The sequence below is a fragment of the Phaeobacter piscinae genome (assembly GCF_002407245.1).
In the GTDB taxonomy this organism is placed as follows: domain Bacteria; phylum Pseudomonadota; class Alphaproteobacteria; order Rhodobacterales; family Rhodobacteraceae; genus Phaeobacter; species Phaeobacter piscinae.
Map to the genome: position 1 here is coordinate 3,248,484 of NZ_CP010681.1, position 17,197 is coordinate 3,265,680.

General features: G+C 59.2%; 17 protein-coding genes. 6 read left to right on the forward strand and 11 right to left on the reverse strand.

The window, feature by feature from the left end:
- Window positions 1–83 precede the first annotated feature (83 nt).
- The 9 genes from rarD to phaeop14_RS15460 all read right to left on the reverse strand — a co-directional run bounded on the left by rarD (window position 84) and on the right by phaeop14_RS15460 (window position 10,675).
- Window positions 84–977: an EamA family transporter RarD gene (gene rarD / locus phaeop14_RS15420; protein ID WP_096790030.1), complete on the reverse strand. Its 894-nt coding sequence runs from the start codon at window positions 975–977 to the stop codon at window positions 84–86.
- Window positions 978–1,160: 183 nt separating this feature from the next.
- Window positions 1,161–3,611 carry a GcvT family protein gene (locus tag phaeop14_RS15425; protein ID WP_096790332.1) on the reverse strand — a complete coding sequence of 817 codons (2,451 nt, stop codon included), beginning with the start codon at window positions 3,609–3,611 and terminating at the stop codon, window positions 1,161–1,163.
- Between the two features lie 108 nt (window positions 3,612–3,719).
- Window positions 3,720–4,748, reverse strand: coding sequence for a GlxA family transcriptional regulator (locus phaeop14_RS15430; protein ID WP_096790031.1), 1,029 nt, complete (start codon window positions 4,746–4,748; stop codon window positions 3,720–3,722).
- Window positions 4,729–7,176, reverse strand: coding sequence for a GcvT family protein (locus phaeop14_RS15435; RefSeq protein ID WP_096790032.1), 2,448 nt, complete (start codon window positions 7,174–7,176; stop codon window positions 4,729–4,731). Before phaeop14_RS15435 ends, phaeop14_RS15430 begins: the two co-directional genes overlap by 20 nt.
- Window positions 7,177–7,192: 16 nt before the next feature.
- Window positions 7,193–7,564 (reverse strand): GFA family protein, encoded by a 372-nt coding sequence (locus phaeop14_RS15440; RefSeq protein WP_096790033.1) that lies wholly within the window; start codon window positions 7,562–7,564, stop codon window positions 7,193–7,195.
- The gene (locus tag phaeop14_RS15445) at window positions 7,561–8,190 is read right to left on the reverse strand and encodes a LysE family translocator (protein ID WP_040170123.1); all 630 of its coding nucleotides are present in this window, start codon (window positions 8,188–8,190) and stop codon (window positions 7,561–7,563) included. The genes phaeop14_RS15440 and phaeop14_RS15445 overlap by 4 nt, the downstream gene beginning before the upstream one ends.
- Complete coding sequence (locus phaeop14_RS15450) at window positions 8,190–8,786, reverse strand: helix-turn-helix domain-containing protein (RefSeq protein WP_369808849.1); 597 nt, start codon at window positions 8,784–8,786, stop codon at window positions 8,190–8,192. Before phaeop14_RS15450 ends, phaeop14_RS15445 begins: the two co-directional genes overlap by 1 nt.
- 165 nt (window positions 8,787–8,951) lie before the next feature.
- A complete protein-coding gene (locus tag phaeop14_RS15455; RefSeq protein ID WP_040178795.1) occupies window positions 8,952–9,407 on the reverse strand; it encodes a GAF domain-containing protein in 456 nt (151 codons plus the stop codon).
- Between the two features lie 95 nt (window positions 9,408–9,502).
- The gene (locus tag phaeop14_RS15460; RefSeq protein ID WP_096790034.1) at window positions 9,503–10,675 is read right to left on the reverse strand and encodes a thiolase family protein; all 1,173 of its coding nucleotides are present in this window, start codon (window positions 10,673–10,675) and stop codon (window positions 9,503–9,505) included.
- Between the two features lie 93 nt (window positions 10,676–10,768).
- Here phaeop14_RS15460 and phaeop14_RS15465 point away from each other — a divergent pair, with 93 nt between their 5' ends.
- The 3 genes from phaeop14_RS15465 (at window position 10,769) to phaeop14_RS15475 (ending at window position 13,382) form a co-directional block, all read left to right on the forward strand.
- Window positions 10,769–11,113 carry an STAS domain-containing protein gene (locus phaeop14_RS15465; RefSeq protein WP_040170118.1) on the forward strand — a complete coding sequence of 115 codons (345 nt, stop codon included), beginning with the start codon at window positions 10,769–10,771 and terminating at the stop codon, window positions 11,111–11,113.
- A gap of 35 nt (window positions 11,114–11,148) precedes the next feature.
- A complete protein-coding gene (locus tag phaeop14_RS15470; RefSeq protein ID WP_040170116.1) occupies window positions 11,149–11,595 on the forward strand; it encodes an ATP-binding protein in 447 nt (148 codons plus the stop codon).
- A 212-nt stretch (window positions 11,596–11,807) separates the two neighbouring features.
- Window positions 11,808–13,382, forward strand: a complete 1,575-nt coding sequence (locus phaeop14_RS15475; RefSeq protein ID WP_096790035.1) for a gamma-glutamyltransferase family protein — start codon at window positions 11,808–11,810, stop codon at window positions 13,380–13,382.
- Between the two features lie 91 nt (window positions 13,383–13,473).
- Here the strand turns inward: phaeop14_RS15475 and hspQ are convergent, their stop codons facing one another.
- Window positions 13,474–13,800 carry a heat shock protein HspQ gene (hspQ, locus tag phaeop14_RS15480; protein ID WP_014876215.1) on the reverse strand — a complete coding sequence of 109 codons (327 nt, stop codon included), beginning with the start codon at window positions 13,798–13,800 and terminating at the stop codon, window positions 13,474–13,476.
- A gap of 245 nt (window positions 13,801–14,045) precedes the next feature.
- Between hspQ and phaeop14_RS15485 the strand changes: the two genes are divergently transcribed.
- The 3 genes from phaeop14_RS15485 to phaeop14_RS15495 are packed head-to-tail and all read left to right on the forward strand — an operon-like array spanning window position 14,046 to window position 15,853.
- Window positions 14,046–14,981 carry a tetratricopeptide repeat protein gene (locus tag phaeop14_RS15485; RefSeq protein WP_040170274.1) on the forward strand — a complete coding sequence of 312 codons (936 nt, stop codon included), beginning with the start codon at window positions 14,046–14,048 and terminating at the stop codon, window positions 14,979–14,981.
- Window positions 14,982–15,008: 27 nt separating this feature from the next.
- Window positions 15,009–15,650, forward strand: coding sequence for an LON peptidase substrate-binding domain-containing protein (locus tag phaeop14_RS15490; protein ID WP_096790036.1), 642 nt, complete (start codon window positions 15,009–15,011; stop codon window positions 15,648–15,650).
- Window positions 15,647–15,853 (forward strand): Trm112 family protein, encoded by a 207-nt coding sequence (locus tag phaeop14_RS15495; RefSeq protein WP_040170111.1) that lies wholly within the window; start codon window positions 15,647–15,649, stop codon window positions 15,851–15,853. Before phaeop14_RS15490 ends, phaeop14_RS15495 begins: the two co-directional genes overlap by 4 nt.
- A gap of 71 nt (window positions 15,854–15,924) precedes the next feature.
- On the opposite strand, the gene phaeop14_RS15500 is transcribed toward phaeop14_RS15495, so the two are convergent.
- Window positions 15,925–17,151: an FAD-dependent monooxygenase gene (locus phaeop14_RS15500; RefSeq protein WP_096790037.1), complete on the reverse strand. Its 1,227-nt coding sequence runs from the start codon at window positions 17,149–17,151 to the stop codon at window positions 15,925–15,927.
- Window positions 17,152–17,197 lie beyond the last annotated feature (46 nt).

Consider the following 17,197-nt stretch of genomic DNA (forward strand, 5'->3'; position numbering starts at 1 on the left):
ACCCTTCGGCCACGGCTTATGCGCTTTGGGCTGACACGCTGGCACAGACAATCAACGCCGAACTGTCGGGGCCTTCCGATCCGTCAGGCGCGACGCATCTGGCGCAGCAGAGAAGCGGAATAGATCACCAGCGCGAGCCAGATCATCGGGAAGGCGATCATCCGCGCGCGGCCGAACTCCTCGCCAAAGACAAAGACCGCCGCCAGAAAGATCATGGTGGGCGCGATATATTGCAGGATACCGATCGTGGATAGGCGCAGCAGTTTGGCGCCATTGGCATAGGTGATCAACGGCACCGCCGTCACCACACCACACCCCAGCAACAGCGCGGTATCGCTGAAGTCGCCGCCAAAATGGGCACCGCCCGTGACCGTCAGATAGGCCAAATACACCAATGCAGGGGGCGTTAGGATCAAAACCTCCAACATGAAGCCCTGATTGGGACCAACCGGTAGGGATTTCTTGAAAAAGGCGTAAAAGCCCCAGCTGAGCGTTAGCCCAATCGCCGCCCAAGGCAGCCGACCCGCATCCAGGGCGAGCACCAATACCGCCAGTGCTGCCAAACCGATCGCGACCAATTGGGCAGGTGACAGCCGCTCGCCCAGCAGCACAGCACCAAGCATAACGCTGAACAGCGGGTTGATATAATAGCCAAGAGCCGCATCCAACGCATGGCCGGTCGCGATGGACCAGACATAGATGCCCCAATTCACCGAAATCAGTGCTGCTGTTACCGCGCCCATCATCAACACTTTCGGGGAGGTAAGTGCCGCGCGCAGGTCGCGGGTCCGCCGCAGAATGATGAGCAGAACACCCGCAACAGGCACTGACCAGATCACCCGATGGGCCACCACTTCCGCTGCCGGCATATGCGCCAGCGCCTTCATATAGAGTGGCAGAAAGCCCCACATCAGATAGGCGGAAACGGCAAAGGCGAGGCCCTGTGGCGTGTCTTTGTTCTCAGGCTGCGGCGTCATCGTAAAATCTCCCTGAGCCGGGTTTATGACAGGTCGGCCGACAATGAACAGGGGGGGATATTGCCAAAGGTGTTGATGTCATCGTTGGGCGGCAGCTTTACTCTAGGCTGCCGGGAGGATGCGCGATTATCGCACGCATCTTCCCCTATGACGCGTTATATCATGTCACAAGATCGGGCGTTTCTATTGCTTCACCCGCTCTGATTTCGGGTCATACATCGGCTTCAGCGACACCTCGGCCTTCACCTTCACACCGCAGACGTCAATCTCATAGCTTGAGCCGAGCACATCAGCCGCGCTTTCGCCCTCACACGGCACGTAGCCCATACCGATGGCGGCACCCAGCGTATGCCCGTAGTTGCCGGAGCTGAGGTAACCCACATATTCGCCGTCACGAATGATCGGCTCATTGTGGAAAAGCAGCGGTTCGGCGTCGGTCAGCTTGAACTGGACCATGCGGTTCTTGGGGCCGGTCTCTTTGCGGGCCAACACTGCGGATTTACCGATGAAATCCGCCTTGTCGGTTTTCACCGCAAAGCCCAGGCCAGCGTCGATCACATTGTCCTCGCAGGTGATGTCGTGGCCAAAGTGGCGGAAGCCCTTTTCGATCCGGCAGCTGTCCATCATATGCATGCCGCACAGCTTCAGCCCCATATCCTGACCCGCCTCATGCAATGTCTCAAACGCGTGGCCTGCCATATCCGCGCTGACATAAATCTCCCAGCCGAGTTCGCCCACATAGGTCACGCGGTGAACACGGGCCAGCCCCATACCCAGCTCGATTTCCTGCGCGGTGCCAAAGGGGTTCACCGCGTTGGAGAAGTCATTGGGCGACACTTTTTGCAGCAACTTGCGGGCGTTTGGACCCATAACGGCCAGCACACCCTCGCCTGCGGTCACATCGGTGATCACAACCCGGTAGTCGCCCACATGACGCATCATCCAGGTCTGATCTGCCAGACGGGTCACCGCAGGGGTCACCACCAGATAGGCGGTCTCCGACAGGCGGGTGACAGTCACATCGGCCTCAATGCCGCCGCGGGCGTTCAGGAACTGGGTATAGACGATCTTGCCCGCCGGAACGCTGAGATTGGCGCCGCAGATGTAATTCAGGAAGGTTTCGGCATCCGGGCCTTCGACGCGGATCTTGCCGAAGGAGGACATGTCGTACATGCCGATATTTTCGCGGACAGCCTTGTGTTCAGCTGCCGAGTTTTCGAACCAATTCTGGCGTTTCCAGCTGTATTGGTATTCGCGCTCCTGGCCTTCGTTGGCGAACCAATTGGCACGCTCCCAGCCGCCGATTTCGCCCATCACCGCGCCCTGCTGCAGCAAGTGATGGTGGAACGGGGTGCGGCGCACGCCACGAGCGGTGGCCTTTTGTCGGTAGGGATAATGGTCGGCGTAGAGCAGGCCCAGCGTCTCCTTGGAGCGTTCGTACAGGTAGTGCTTGTTGCCCTGGAACGGCTGCATGCGGGAGATGTCCACGTCGCCAAGGTCGAACGGTTTCTGGCCGTCTTCCATCCACTGCGCCAGCGCCATACCAGCGCCGCCCGCCGACTGGATGCCGATTGAGTTGAAGCCTGCCGCGACCCAGACATTATCCATCTCCGGCGCCAGGCCCAAGTGGTAGGCGTCATCCGGGGTGAAGCTCTCAGGCCCGTTGAAGAAGGTGTGGATGCCCGCCTCGGCCAGCATCGGCATCCGGTTGCAGGCGGCTTCCAGAATGGGTTCGAAGTGGTCGAAATCCTCGGGCAACTGGTCAAATTCGAATGTGTCGGGGATACCGTTCATCGCCCAGGGTTTGGCGTTCGGTTCAAACGCGCCCAGCAGGATTTTGCCTGCGTCTTCTTTGTAGTAGGCGCATTCGTCCGGAACACGCAATACCGGCATCTGGGTCAGGCCCTTGATGCCTTCGGTCACGATGTAGAAGTGTTCACAGGCGTGCAGCGGCACGTTGACGCCCGCCATGCGGCCAACTTCATGGCCCCACATGCCCGCACAGTTCACCACCATGTCGGCCTCAATGTGGCCCTGCGACTGGCCATCATCGCTAGCCCAGTCGACGCCGGTGACACGGCGGCCCTCCTTGGAGATGCCGGTGACCTTGATCCGTTCCTTGACCAGCGCGCCGCGCTGGCGGGCGCCTTTGGCCAGGGCCAGCGCGATGTTGGCCGGATCCCCCTGCCCATCTTTTGGCAGCCACACGCCTGCAGTCACATCGCCGACATTCAGGTGCTCATAGCGGGTTTTCACTTCCTTGGGGGAGATTTCCTCAACCTCGACACCGAATGCGCGCGCCATGGCAGCCTGGCGGAAGATCTCTTCCTTGCGCTCTTCGGTCAGAGCTACGGTGATCGAGCCGCAGCGTTTGAACCCGGTGGCAACGCCTGTTTCCTCTTCCAGCGCGCCGTAAAGCTCCTGGCTGTATTTTGCCAGCTTGGTCATGTTGGCGGTCGCGCGCAGTTGGGCGATCAGACCCGCGGCGTGCCAGGTCGTGCCCGAGGTCAGCTGTTTACGCTCCAGCAGCACAACGTCCTTCCAGCCAAGTTTGGTCAGGTGATAGGCGACCGAGCAGCCAATCACGCCGCCGCCGATGATGACCACGCGGGCCTTGTTGGGAAGATCGCTCATCATGTGCCTCCTGAACTTGACTGGACGAACTGCATGGCCGGATCCTGCCACATCAAGGCGACAACAAATGCATCAAAAACGCCAGTCTGCACCCTCTATTCTCCACCGCTATCCTGTGGATTTTCGACGCTGCTGACGTGACTGAGACACGCGCCGTGATTTGCGCAGAGCGAAGGGTGTCATGCCAAAAAACGCCTTATACAGGGTCGAAAACCCATTGGAGAACCCGCAGGCTAAACCGATTTCGCGCACGCTCATCGTGGTATTCAGCAAGAGGTTATTGGCCTTATTCAAACGCATCTCCCGGTAGAAGCCATTGGGTGTCGTGCCGAGAAAGGTCTTGAACTTGCGTTCCAGCGACCGGGTCGAAATCCCGAGATGGTCAACGATCTCATTGATCGGCAGCGGTTCCTCTATGTGTTCCTGCATAACGTGAATGGCCTGATCAAGGTCCGCATCGCCGGTGATCGTTGGTTTCACACCCGAAAACGGCTGCAACGACGCGAAGTCCCGTACCTTGTCATGCAAGAGGATATTCGCAACCGTCACCTGCGCGGCTGCCGTGGTCAGCTGTCCGATCAGGGCCAGAACGATGTCCACCGTCGCCCCCATCCCGGCACAGGTCACCACCTGCCCATCTTCACTCGCCAGCGCAAAATTGGCGTCGAACAATCCAATGCGTTCACGCATCAAGTTGGTGTTTTCCCAGTGCGTCGTGTGCTGGGCCCCGTCCTTGCCACTGTCACGGATATACCGGCTGGCGGCCTCTGCCAGCAGATAGACTTTGGCCCCGCGCGTGCGGTAGGTGCGGATCAGCGATCCCATCGACAGCTCTGGACAGTCGGGATCCGTATTGCCCAAGACAAACACGCAGTTGGCATCTGCTTTTGCCGCGAAAGGCTCCGTCTCGACAAAGGCGCCGGCGCGGCATCCGACCTGACCGCCCCCAGCAGAGCGCATAGTCCAGGAGAACGGTGGTTGGGCGAGCACACGATTGGCCAACCGCAAGGGCTCCACCACAGCGGAAAACTCAGTGAGCACAAAGCCTTCCGTCAGGATGATATCAACCTGCCACTGACGTCCCCCCGGGGGTGCCCCTCCGGTGGCCACTGAAGTCTCAGGCGCGGAGCCGGTCATTGTCCGGATCCCACAGCGGTTTGTCTTCCTGAACTACAGCGCGGTATTTCTCTCCATAGATCTCAACCTCCAGCTCGGTGCCCGGCACCGCGACATCACGGCGCACCATGCCCAGCGCGATTGAGGCGTTCACGCGATACCCCCAATCGCCGGAAGTGGTCTCGCCGACAATCTCGCCATCCTTCCAAATGCAGGACATATAAGGCGCATCCGCATCGCCAGCCTCAACGATCAGAGTAACAAAGGATTTCTTGACGCCCTGCTGTTTTTCACTCTGGATCGCGGCCTTGCCCGGGAAGTCTTGCGGCTTGTCCAGTTTGACAAACCGCTCAAGCCCCCCTTCCAGCAGCGAATAATCGGTGCTGAGGTCACCTTTCCACGTGCGATAGCCTTTCTCGATCCTCAGCGAGTTCAGCGCATACATGCCGAACGGCTTGGCGCCGCCTTCGATCAGCGCTGCGTAAATGTCAGTCTGATGTGCGTTGGCGCAATGGACCTCCCAGCCCAGCTCACCGGCATAGGACACCCGCGCCAGGAAGGCGGGTTTGCCTGCAACGGTGGCTTCCTGATGGGTCAGCCAGCCAAGCGACAGATCGGCGTCGGAGATATCCGCCAGCAGCTCCCGCGATTGCGGGCCCGTCACAATCATCGTCGCACATTCCGTGGTGTGATCCGTCAAGCTGAGACCAGCGGGTAGAGCCTTCTTCAAGATCTCAAAATCATGCCACTGGGCCGAGCCTGCGGTGATCATGGTGAAGTGATCCTCACCGTGACGCATGCAGGACATCTCCGTCAGGATGCGACCGCGATCATCGGAAAAATAGACAAGGTTCATCCGGCCCACCTTGGGCAGCCCGCCGGTGACCAAGCCGCGCAGGAATTCGGCGGCACCTGCGCCGCTCAGATTAAAGCGAGAGAAGCCCGGCAGATCCAGCACGCCAACACCATCGCGCACGGCTTCGCATTCTTCCTTGATCCGCTGCTGCCACGGGCCGGAACGACCCCAGGTATGAGTGGCGTCCTCAGACGTATCATCGCCCGGCTGCGCGAACCAGTTGGCGCGCTCCCAGCCGTTATAGGCGCCCATGACACCTCCCAACTCTTTGATCTTGGTATGAACCTGGCTGACCTTCTTGTCGCGGGCGGCGGGCCATTCGTGGTGCGGGAAGTGCATGGCATATTCGTTGCCGTAGACTTCCATACCTTTCTGGTCGCAGTAATCCTGATCGGTGTAGTCGGTGTAGCGGCGCGGATCGACCGCCCACATGTCCCATTCAGTCTGACCATCGACGATCCATTCCGCCAGCACCTTGCCAGCACCACCGCCCTGGGCGATGCCAAAGGTGAAGACGCAGGCCTCAAACGCGTTATCGACGCCCGGCATCGGGCCGATCAGCGGCAGGCCATCGGGCGCATAGGGGATCGGGCCGTTGATCACGCTGGACACACCGGAGGTGGCCATCAGCGGCACACGGTCCATGGCGTCGGTCACGATATCCTCGATCCGGTCCAGATCGTCTGACCAGAGCTGGAACGAGAAGTCGTCCGGCATCTTGTCATCATCGGTCATCCAGTGACCTCGGCAGTTCGGCTCATAGGGGCCAAGGTTATAGCCGTTCTTCTCCTGACGCAGGTAATAGGAGACATCCACGTCACGGATCAGCGGTAGCTTTTTGCCGTGCTCCTTGCTCCAGGCTTCGATTTCCGGAATCTGCTCGGTTAGCAGATACTGGTGCGACATTACCATCATCGGCACCGTACGACCGCCATAGTCCTTGAACCATTCACCCACCCGCTGGGCATAGTAACCTGCGGCATTCACCACATAATCACATTCGATGTCGCCCTTATCGGTGTGCACGATCCAGGTTTTGTCTTCCTTCTGCGTCACACCCGTTGCCGGGCAGAAGCGGATAATCCTGGCTCCCATGTCGCGCGCACCTTTGGCCAGCGCCTGCGTCACCTGTGCCGGATCGATATCTCCATCGGTGGGATCATAAAGCACCCCTTCCAGATCGTGGGTCTCCAGAAACGGGTAATGCTCCTTGGCCTGATCAGGTGTCCACATCTCCATCTCAATGCCCTGATACCGGCCCATGGAACAGGCGCGTTCGAACTCCTGCATCCGTTCCTTGGTATGTGCCAGACGGATGGACCCGGACTGGTGGTAGTTCATCGGATAATCGACTTCCTCCCCCAGACCCGCATATAGTTCGGTCGAGTAGCGCTGCATGTTCATGATCGCCCAGGACGTCGAAAAGGTCGGGACATTGCCCGCCGCGTGCCATGTGGAGCCTGCAGTCAGCTCATTCTTCTCAAGCAGCACGCAATCCGCCCAGCCTTTCTTGGCCAGATGATAAAGCGCTGAACAACCGACGACACCGCCGCCGATGATGACCACACGGGCCTTTGTTGGAAAATCAGACATGATGCCTCCCTCGTCGTCAGTCCTCTTGCGGCACACCGTCCGCAATGTCGTAGTAGTCGCCCTTGGAGGCGGTGAAGATGTGCTTTTCGACGCTGAGACCGGTGTTCCCGTCGACAGCGCCCAGTGCAAAGCTGATGGTGTCTTCGTCCATGGCCTTCCAGAACAGGAAGGAGCCGCATCGCGGGCAGATGCCGCGTTTGGCCAGCGATGTTGCCTCAAACCAGCGGACCGGGCCCGTGATCATGAGGTCCACGTCACGCACCTGTGCGGAGGCCCAGATGCCGCCCGATTGCTTGCGACATTGGGTACAATGGCACATCGATGCGCCGCTCGGTTCTGCGGCGGTTTCAAAACCAACGTCACCGCACAGGCAAGATCCCTTGATCATCGCGCACCCTCCAGATCAGGCACGCTGGTCGAACCCAAGAGCACCCCGTAGACAATGAAACAAATGGCCAGAAGACGCCGGATCCACAGGTTGAAGACCGCTTTCATCGCCGCCTGACCCATCGCAACACCAAGCAGCGTGAATCCAGTATAGCTCAGCGTTGTGAGGATCAGCGCGGTGGGCATGATCACCAGCATCTGATCCCAGATTGGCACGCTTGGTTCGACAAATTGCGAAAACGCTGCGAGATATCCGGCAACGCTCTTAGGGTTGATCACCGCCACAGCCAGAGCATGCAGATAGACATGGCGCGCAGGTCGCTCCACTGCCGGAGTTGGCCGTGTGGCGTTGCGCCATCCGCGCACGCCCAGATAGATCAGGAATGCCGCCCCGATCAGCTTGGCAATCAGAAACACACTCGGCGACGCTGCAATCAGAGCCGTCACGCCGATCGCCGACAGCAGCAGAAACAGGGTTGCCTGTGTCAGAATGGCCAGAACGCCGACCATCGCCCGCCAGAACCCCAAGCTCATTCCATTGGAAATGCAATTCACGGCATTTGGTCCGGGTGTGGTGACGAAGACCACCCAAAACACAGCAAAGAGGGTCCAGGCGTCAAAACTCATCAATACACCGGCGGCGCGATAACCCAGACGGCCACAGCAGGCACATCATAGGGGTTGGCCCATTGATAGGCTTCTTCCTTGATCCGGAAGCTGTCACCCGGCCCAACGGTGAAGCTGCGGCCCCCGATCACCAGGTCCAATTGCCCGGCAATCATATAGCCGACCTCCTGTGTCGGACGATCCGCCGGGACCTGCATTCGAGAATGCGGGCGAAAGGTGGAATGCACCATCTCGAAATCGTCGGTCAGATCCGGTGACAGCAACTCCTCCATCAGGCCTTCCTCACCAGACCCCATCGGGCGACGCGCTCCCGCACGGACGATATACCCCTGCTCTGCGGCCGGCGCCGCCGAATGGGCAAACAGCATCGACATCGGCACGTTCAAAGCCTTTGCAATTTCGCGGAGGTCCGAAATCGACGGTTCCGACATATCCCGCTCAACCTGGCTCAGCCAACCGACAGACCGACCTAAACGCGCCGCGAGATCTGCAAGTGTTGCGCCTCGCGCCTTGCGCAAGGCACGCAAATCAGCCCCTAGGCTTGCGGGTTGTGGAGATTGATCCGTCACATAGCACCTGTGAAAATTGCCGCTCATTTTTCACGATGCAATGTATTCATGAAATTTCCAAGGATTTTTTCACGAACATCACTTTATATACAAAAGCCCAGCACACTATAGGCGCCGGGCTCTGTCATCTTTCCGTAAATACTCTGGGGTGAGGCCCTGAGGGCCGAGGGGCAAAGCCCCTGCCACTGCGAATCAGCTTGGAGCGAAGACCCGCTTCAGCATCGCAGCGATCTGTTCTGCATCATTCCCAGTAAAAGCCTCGGGCTGGTCGCTGTCGATGTCAAAAACCCCGATCAATGCTCCATCACCGTTCCAGACTGGCAACACCAACTCAGAGCGCGTCGAAGAAGCGCAAGCGATGTGGCCAGGAAACGCCTCGACATCGGCCACCAGCTGCACCTCGCCGGTCCGGGCCGCTGCGCCGCAGACCCCCCGGGAGAACGGGATCTGCAGGCAGCCATGACCACCCTGATACGGGCCGATCTTCAGCAATTCCGGTGCCACCACCCGATAAAACCCGGTCCAGTCAAACCGCTCATCACTGTGATGCACTTCGCAGGCCACGGTGGCCATCAGCGCGACCTCGTCGGTCTCGCCCTCGGTCAAAGCAGTGATGGTCTTGGCCAGTGTTTCGTAGTCGACCTGCATGGGTAGCCCTCCTTCAACGTCGCTGAGGGGGCTGTCTGCCCCCTCTTGCCCTGTCGGTCAATTCACCCCCGAGAGTATTTTTTGAAAGGTGATAATCACATGCGCTCAATCGCGATGGCCGTACCCTCACCGCCACCAATGCAAATGGCTGCGATGCCGCGCTTCAGGCCGCGTTTTTCCAATGCGTTCAGCAATGTCACGATGATACGCGCCCCGGAGGCTCCGATCGGATGACCCAAAGCACAGGCGCCGCCGTTGACGTTCACTTTGTCACGCGGCAACCCCATTTCATGCATGAAAGCCATGGGCACGACGGCGAAGGCTTCGTTCACCTCCCAAAGATCCACATCGCCAACGGTCCAGCCGAGCTGCGCCATCAGCTTTTGTGCTGCTGGAACAGGAGCGGTTGTGAAGAGCCCCGGCGCCTGGGCGTGACTGGCATGCCCCATGATACGGGCGCGTATGGTCAGGCCTTGCGCTTCCGCAGCATCCTGTGAGGCCAGCAGCAATGCGGCGGCGCCATCCGAAATCGACGAAGCATTGGCGGCAGTCACAGTGCCATCCTTGCGGAAGGCCGGTTTCAGCGTCGGGATCTTGTCCGGGCGTGCTGATTTGGGCTGCTCATCCGCATCCGTAACAGTCTCGCCCTTGCGGGTTTTGACAGTAACCGGCGCGATCTCGTTATCAAAGGCACCGCTTTCCTGTGCTGCCAGCGCATTGGACAATGATGTCAGCGCGTACTCATCCTGCGCCTCCCGCGTGAACTGATAGGTCTCCGCACACTCCTCGGCAAAGGTGCCCATCAGGCGGCCCTTGTCATAAGCGTCTTCGAGCCCATCCAGGAACATATGATCGACCACCTGCCCATGCCCAAGCCGCGCGCCATTGCGCATCTTTGGCAGCAGATATGGTGCATTTGTCATGCTCTCCATGCCGCCCGCAATCATGGTGTCCGCCTGACCCAACGAGATCTGATCATAGGCCACCATCGCCGCTTTCATGCCGGAGCCGCACATTTTGTTCAGCGTGGTGGCCGGCACTTCTTCGCCCAAGCCAGCTGCGAACCCTGCCTGCCGCGCTGGGGCCTGCCCCTGGCCCGCGGGCAAAACACACCCCATCAGGACTTCATCGACAGTGGTGGCCCCTGCCCCCGCAAGTGCGGCGCGCATTGCAGCGCCGCCCAGCTCGGCGGCTGGGACGCCATCGTACATCCCCTGAAATCCGCCCATCGGGGTGCGGGCAGCGCCCGCGATCACAACAGTTTTCATCGAATATTCCTCCTAATGTCGAAATAGTGCATACAAAATCGTAAGGATTGGCGTCTAGGCTGATCGTCAACACATATTGACGCGGGGACACTTATGAGCCTGACCAGCACAACATCCGATGGCACTCAGATCGTGACCGTCAATGCCGAGCGCATTGATGCGGCCATGGCCATCCAATTCAAAGAAGATATGCGCGCGACCACCGAAAACGGACCTGATCGTGTCATTCTCGACCTGTCTGAGGTGAAATTCATCGATTCCAGCGGGCTGGGTGCTATTGTAGCGGCCATGAAGCAACTCGGTCAGGGACGAAAACTGGACCTCGCGGGGTTGACGCCGATGGTCGACAAAGTGTTTCGACTGACGCGAATGGATACTGTTTTTGATTTATATGCGTCGCTGGGCGATGCGACAACCGCAACCCAAATCGATTCTTGAACCAACGCGTGTTTGTTACGCGGAGCGCAAAGACTATGGTAGAAACCTTTTCCTGCACGTTCACGGCTACAGAACTGGATGCCCGATCAGGCGTACAGGATGTTGTCGCGCGGCTGCGCACTATGGGGATCCCGGCCCCCCGTGTGGACGAGGTGCAGATCGCTCTTACCGAGGCCGTGAACAACGTTGTCGAACATGCCTACGCAGGTATGGACATCGGTGACGTACGTATCCGCTGCAACTTGCACCCTGACCAGCTGTGGATTTCCATTGGTGACGGTGGCGCCCCCTTCAAGAACGACGAACTGCCCATGGGCACGCCACATGATCTAACTGTTGATGCCGATCAGTTGCCTGAGGGCGGCTTTGGCTGGTTGCTGATCCGGGAGCTTACCTCCGACGTGCAGTACAAGCGCGACGACACAGGCAACAATCTCTCGCTCTGCTTCGAAATCAAGATGCGCAACGCCAACAGCGCCTGAACAGCACGCGCGGACACGAGGGGCAGCCTGACAGGCAACCAAGCAGTGCGTGACTTGACGCCCAAAATTCACAAGCACAGGATCTTACGCAGATCGCCAGTTTGTGATGCACCCTCCCAAACGCCCCACCCGCCCCATCAGCATTGATAAGCGCTTTGTCGTTGCCTTTGCCTCTGCGCGATCTAATCTGGCTTCCAATCACAGGAGGCATCATGCGCGATTTTCATTTCCCTGGGCGATCAGCTGTATTCGCTGAAAATGGCCTCTGCGCCACATCTCATCCACTGGCAGCGGGCGTTGCGGTTGACATCCTCAAGCGAGGTGGCAATGCCATGGATGCCGCAATCGCGGGCGCCGTATTGCTTGGCATATGCGAACCGCAGATGACCGGGATCGGCGGCGATTGCTTTGTTCTTTATTCACGCCCCGGCGCAGCGGTTCAGGCGATGAACGGTTCCGGGCGTGCGGCGGCGGCCGCAGATGCGGCAGGGCTGCGGGCGAGCGGGCTGGCGACCGTCCCCTTGACCAGCGCACATGCGGTTACCATACCCGGTGCGGTTGATGCCTTCTGCACGCTCTCCGATACGGAAGGGCGGCTTGGACTGGATACGCTCCTTGCACCCGCCATCCACTATGCCGAGGCGGGGGTACCGGTTGCCCCACGCGTGGCCTTTGACTGGCAAAGTGATGCGGGGACCCTGCAAGGCCGTGCCCGCGACCACTACCTCTTTGATGGTACACCACCGAAAATTGGCCAGATGTTTCGCGCAGCAGGGCAGGCTGAAGTGCTGCGTCGGATTGCCAAGGACGGCCGCGATGCCTTTTATACCGGCGAAATTGCTGAGGATATGATAGCTGCGTTGCAGGCGCGTGACGGCGTTCAAAGCGCGGATGATTTTGCCAACACCAAGGCCGAGCTGACCCTTCCCGTTTCTGGAAATTACCACGATATCGATCTGGTTGAGCATCCGCCCAACGGCCAGGGTGCCACTGCCATTCTGATGCTGAATATTCTCAAACATTTCGACATCGCCGGGATGAACCCCTTAGGTGCTGAGCGGGTCCATATTGAGGCTGAGGCGGCGAAGTTGGCCTATGATGCGCGCAATCGGTTTATTGCCGATGCCGAACACACCAACCGATTGGATCATATGCTGGCCCCTGAAACGGCAGCCCGGCTGGCGGAGTTGATCAATCCGAAACGGGCAATGGTTGCCGCCGCCCCACTGAGCGAAGCGGTGCACAAGGACACCATCTATATCACCGTGGTGGACAAGGACCGCATGGCCGTCTCGCTGATTTATTCGATCTTCCATGGCTTCGGGTCGGGAATTGCCTCTGATAAATTCGGCATCCTGTTACAGAACCGGGGCGCCGGTTTCACCTTGGAGGAGGGCCACCCCAATATGTTGGCAGGAGGCAAGCGTCCGATGCACACCATCATCCCCGGAATGCTGCGCAAAGAGGGCGCTGTGACCATGCCGTTCGGCGTGATGGGCGGGGCGTATCAGCCCAATGGGCACGCGCGGTTTGTGTCCAACCTGACGGATTTCCGGATGGATCCACAAGCAGCAATCGATATGCCCCGTGCCTTTGCGGATGCTGGCCAGCTGAAGGTCGAACGAGGTTATAGCGATGCGGTGCGTCAAGAGCTCGCCGATTTGGGCCATAACGTTACGATCCCGGAGACAGCGATTGGCGGTGCTCAGGCGATTCAGATTCACAGTTCGGGAATTCTGGAAGGCGCCAGTGACGCACGCAAGGATGGCTGCGCCCTCGGGTATTGACCCGCTCTCGGCAGCCGATCATCAGAAAGAATAGTGATCTTCGCAGCCGCATGTGCTGTTGCGGAGATCCAATCCCCCAACGGCACCGACCCTAGTTTAGCTGATAGTGCAACGCATAGCTGCCGTCGTCAAAACTGCCAAACATCTCGGGGATATCAGGGTGGCCCACAGGTTCGCCGGAATAATCCGCAATCAGGTTCTGTTCAGACACATACGCCACGTAATATGTCTGATCGTTCTCTGCCAGCAGATGGTAATAAGGCTGATCCTTCACGGGACGGCTGTCCTCGGGGATCGCCTCATACCATTCTTCTGTATTGGCAAATTCAGGATCGACATCGAACACGACACCGCGAAAAGGGTGTTTGCGATGGCGGACAACCTGTCCCAGATTATATTTCGCGCGCGTTCTAAGCATGAATGCTGTTCCTATCGCCTCATGATACTCTGCCACAAGGGAAAATGTCGAATCCGCGACAGGGTTTCGGCGGAAACACTCTGTCCTTCACGATAGGACAATGCTGCTGCCCCCACTGCCAGGTATTCAGCGCCCGTGAAACCCTCGTGATTGCGAAACGTCTATAGGCTTTGCGCAGATCGACCCTTGGTTTCTGGGCGGCCAGCTTTCATATAGGGGGCAAGTTCGAAATGGAGAGCAAGCGCATGATCGATATTCTTGGCGGCGCGGGAGATATGGCCCCCGCAGGTGATCTGGTCAAAGACGTGACCGAGGCAACATTCATGCAGGATGTCGTCGATGCCTCAATGCAGGCGCCGGTGATCGTGGATTTCTGGGCGCCCTGGTGCGGCCCCTGCAAGACCCTTGGCCCCGCATTGGAGGCTGCCGTGACCAAAGCCAAAGGCGCGGTCACAATGGCAAAGATTGACGTGGATCAGAACCAGCGTCTGGTGCAGGCGCTATCGCAGCAGGGTTTGCCGCTGCAGTCGATCCCTACGGTTGTCGCCTTTGTCCAAGGTCGACCAATTGACATGTTCCAGGGCGCTGTGGCCCCATCCGAAATCGATGCGTTCATCAAGCGCGCCATCGAAGCAGGCGGCGGTAGCGCAGATGGCGGTCTGGGCGATGCGATCGAAGCCGCAGAGCAGATGTTGGCCGACGGCGATGTGGCAGATGCCGCACAGACCTTTGCCGCTGTTTTGGGCGAAGATGACAAAAACGCAGCTGCTTACGGTGGTCTGGCTCGTGCCCATGTTGCCATGGGCGACCTGGATCAGGCAGAGGCTGTGCTGAATGGCGCCCCCGCTGAGATTTCCGACGCCGCAGAGATCGAGGCAGCCCATGCCCAAATCGCCCTCGCCCGTCAGGCCGAAAATGCCGGTCCGGTGGCCGAACTGCGCGCAACCGTGGAGGCCTATCCCGAAGACCATCAGGCGCGGTTTGATCTGGCGCAGGCCTTGCATGCCGCCGGCGAGGCAGAGGCCGCCGTGGATGAACTTCTGACGCTGTTCCGCAAGGATCAAGACTGGAATGATGGCGCCGCAAAGGCCCAACTGTTCACGATCTTTGATGCGTTGAAACCGAATGATCCGATTGTTCTGAATGGTCGGCGCAAACTCAGTTCTATCATATTTGCCTAAGGCAATGTCAGCGCTACAGTCCCTAGCATGATACAGGCCGCTGATCTGCCCGATACCCTACCGGTGTTTCCTCTACCCGGGGCGCTATTGCTGCCTCGGGCACGGCTACCGCTGCACATCTTCGAACCGCGCTACCTGCAAATGCTGGAGGACGCATTCAAGACGTCGCACCGGTTGATCGGCATGGTCCAGCCGTTCCCCTCGAAAACAGAAGACAGCACCCTCCACAGTATCGGCTGTGCGGGGCGTGTGACCCAGTTTTCAGAAACCGAGGACGGGCGCTACCTGATCACTTTGTCAGGCGTATCGCGCTTCCGCATCAAGACCGAGGTGAACGGATTCACGCCCTATCGGCGATGCGAAGTCGACTGGAGCGATTTTAACCGCGACCTGGGTAAAGTTGAAGCCGACGGAACTTTCAACCGACCAGGATTTTTGGACCTGCTCGAGCGCTTTTTCGAATCGCGCAACTTGTCGACAGATTGGGATGCGTTGAAGGACGCTGAAGATGAGCTTTTGATCAATTCCCTCTCCATGATGCTCGACTTCGATCCCGAGGACAAACAGGCCTTGCTCGAAGCGCCCTGCCTTGCCACAAGGCGCGAAACACTGGTCACATTGATCGAGTTTGCCCTGCGCGGCGGCTCGCATGAGGAAATTCTGCAATGAGCACTGAACCGTCTTCCACCGATGCCATGGCGGCCTCCTTTGATCGCCGGATGCTGGAGGCATTGGTCTGTCCGCGCACCCAGACGGTTCTGGAATATGACGCATCTGCACAGGAGCTGATTTCGCGCGCCGCCAATCTGGCCTTCCCAATCCGCAACGGGATCCCGGTGATGCTGGAAGATGAAGCCCGCGTGCTAGACTAACTCCCGCGTTCCTTATTGAGGCATTCTGCAATGTGACGGAGACTGGGAATGGTTTGCTCGACCTTCATCCGTTAGATCTTCCGCCCCTGCAGCAGGCGTGGCAGATCGCCGGTCAACCCAGCGGCCTCTCGAATAAAGCTTTGCCGCAGCCCCGGGATCGCACCAACCACGCCCATACCGATGTCGCGCCCCAGACGGAGCAGCGGATTATCGCTGGAAAACAGCCTGTTGAACATATCCGTGGCGGCTGCGAGGCTGGCAGTATCGAAACGACGCCACTGCTGGTATCGCGCCAGCACCAAGGGTGAGGCGATATCCTCGCCACGGCGCTTCGCTTCGGTCAGCACCTCCGCCAGGGCGCCAACATCGCGAAGACCCGCGTTGAGCCCCTGCCCGGCAATCGGATGGACCCCATGTGCGGCATCCCCGACCAGCGCCAGCCGCTCCGACACGAACGCATTCGCCAGTGTCAGGTTCAGCGGATAGGTGAACCGGTCCCCGGCCAGACTGATCTCGCCCAGAAAATCACCAAAGCGCGGACGCAGCGCCGCCAGATAATCCGCCTCTCCAAGCGCCTGAATGGACCGGGCCGAGCTACTGCGTTCGCTCCACACGATTGAAGACCGGTTACCCGGTAGCGGCAGGATGGCCAGAGGGCCAGGCGGCATGAAGAACTGATGTGCGACCCCGTGGTGGGGCTTTTCATGTTCAATCGCACAGACTAAGGCCGTCTGCCCGTAGTCCCATCCGGTCCGTTTGATACCGGCCCGTGCTGCGGTCCCGCTGCGCCGGCCATCCGCGCCAACAATCATGCCAGCGCGCAACGTGTCGCCAGACGCAAGCGTGACGGTCACTCCGCTGGTGTCGACCTGCTGCGCGACCACTGTCTGCTCATCCACCAATGTGATCGCGGCGTTGTCTTCCATGGCGCTGCGCAAGGCCCGGCGCAGATAGCGATCCTCAATCATGTAGCCCATCGGGCCATCTTCGATCTCGGCGTGGTCGAAATGCATGAAAAACGGCGACGGCCCCTGCCCGGCCCTGCCGTCGGTGACCTTGATATCCAGCATCGGCTGTGCGTTGTCAGCGACCTGCGACCAGACGCCAATCTGATCCACCAGCCGCTGCGAGGCCAGCGCCAGGGCATAGCTGCGCCCGTCGAAGGCCTCATCGTCGCGCAGATCTCGAGGGAGCGCATCAATCAGGGTCACGTTGTGCCCGGTCTGTGCCAGCGCCAAAGCAAGAGCCGGACCATTCAGGCCACCGCCCACAATCAGGATGTCAGATGTGTTTTTCATGCCCCGCAATATGCGCCTGCGATTGGGATTGTCCATGGGGCGCGGT

Coding starts and splice junctions, on each gene's coding strand:
- phaeop14_RS15465 (WP_040170118.1), top strand. CDS start 10,769: ATGAGCCTGACCAGCACAACATCCGATGGCACTCAGATCGTGACCGTC.
- hspQ (WP_014876215.1), bottom strand. CDS start 13,800: ATGCTTAGAACGCGCGCGAAATATAATCTGGGACAGGTTGTCCGCCAT.
- phaeop14_RS15475 (WP_096790035.1), top strand. CDS start 11,808: ATGCGCGATTTTCATTTCCCTGGGCGATCAGCTGTATTCGCTGAAAAT.
- phaeop14_RS15445 (WP_040170123.1), bottom strand. CDS start 8,190: ATGAGTTTTGACGCCTGGACCCTCTTTGCTGTGTTTTGGGTGGTCTTC.
- phaeop14_RS15455 (WP_040178795.1), bottom strand. CDS start 9,407: ATGCAGGTCGACTACGAAACACTGGCCAAGACCATCACTGCTTTGACC.
- rarD (WP_096790030.1), bottom strand. CDS start 977: ATGACGCCGCAGCCTGAGAACAAAGACACGCCACAGGGCCTCGCCTTT.
- phaeop14_RS15495 (WP_040170111.1), top strand. CDS start 15,647: ATGAGCACTGAACCGTCTTCCACCGATGCCATGGCGGCCTCCTTTGAT.
- phaeop14_RS15490 (WP_096790036.1), top strand. CDS start 15,009: ATGATACAGGCCGCTGATCTGCCCGATACCCTACCGGTGTTTCCTCTA.
- phaeop14_RS15440 (WP_096790033.1), bottom strand. CDS start 7,564: ATGATCAAGGGATCTTGCCTGTGCGGTGACGTTGGTTTTGAAACCGCC.
- phaeop14_RS15435 (WP_096790032.1), bottom strand. CDS start 7,176: ATGTCTGATTTTCCAACAAAGGCCCGTGTGGTCATCATCGGCGGCGGT.
- phaeop14_RS15500 (WP_096790037.1), bottom strand. CDS start 17,151: ATGAAAAACACATCTGACATCCTGATTGTGGGCGGTGGCCTGAATGGT.
- phaeop14_RS15425 (WP_096790332.1), bottom strand. CDS start 3,611: ATGAGCGATCTTCCCAACAAGGCCCGCGTGGTCATCATCGGCGGCGGC.
- phaeop14_RS15450 (WP_369808849.1), bottom strand. CDS start 8,786: ATGAGCGGCAATTTTCACAGGTGCTATGTGACGGATCAATCTCCACAA.
- phaeop14_RS15470 (WP_040170116.1), top strand. CDS start 11,149: ATGGTAGAAACCTTTTCCTGCACGTTCACGGCTACAGAACTGGATGCC.
- phaeop14_RS15485 (WP_040170274.1), top strand. CDS start 14,046: ATGATCGATATTCTTGGCGGCGCGGGAGATATGGCCCCCGCAGGTGAT.
- phaeop14_RS15430 (WP_096790031.1), bottom strand. CDS start 4,748: ATGACCGGCTCCGCGCCTGAGACTTCAGTGGCCACCGGAGGGGCACCC.
- phaeop14_RS15460 (WP_096790034.1), bottom strand. CDS start 10,675: ATGAAAACTGTTGTGATCGCGGGCGCTGCCCGCACCCCGATGGGCGGA.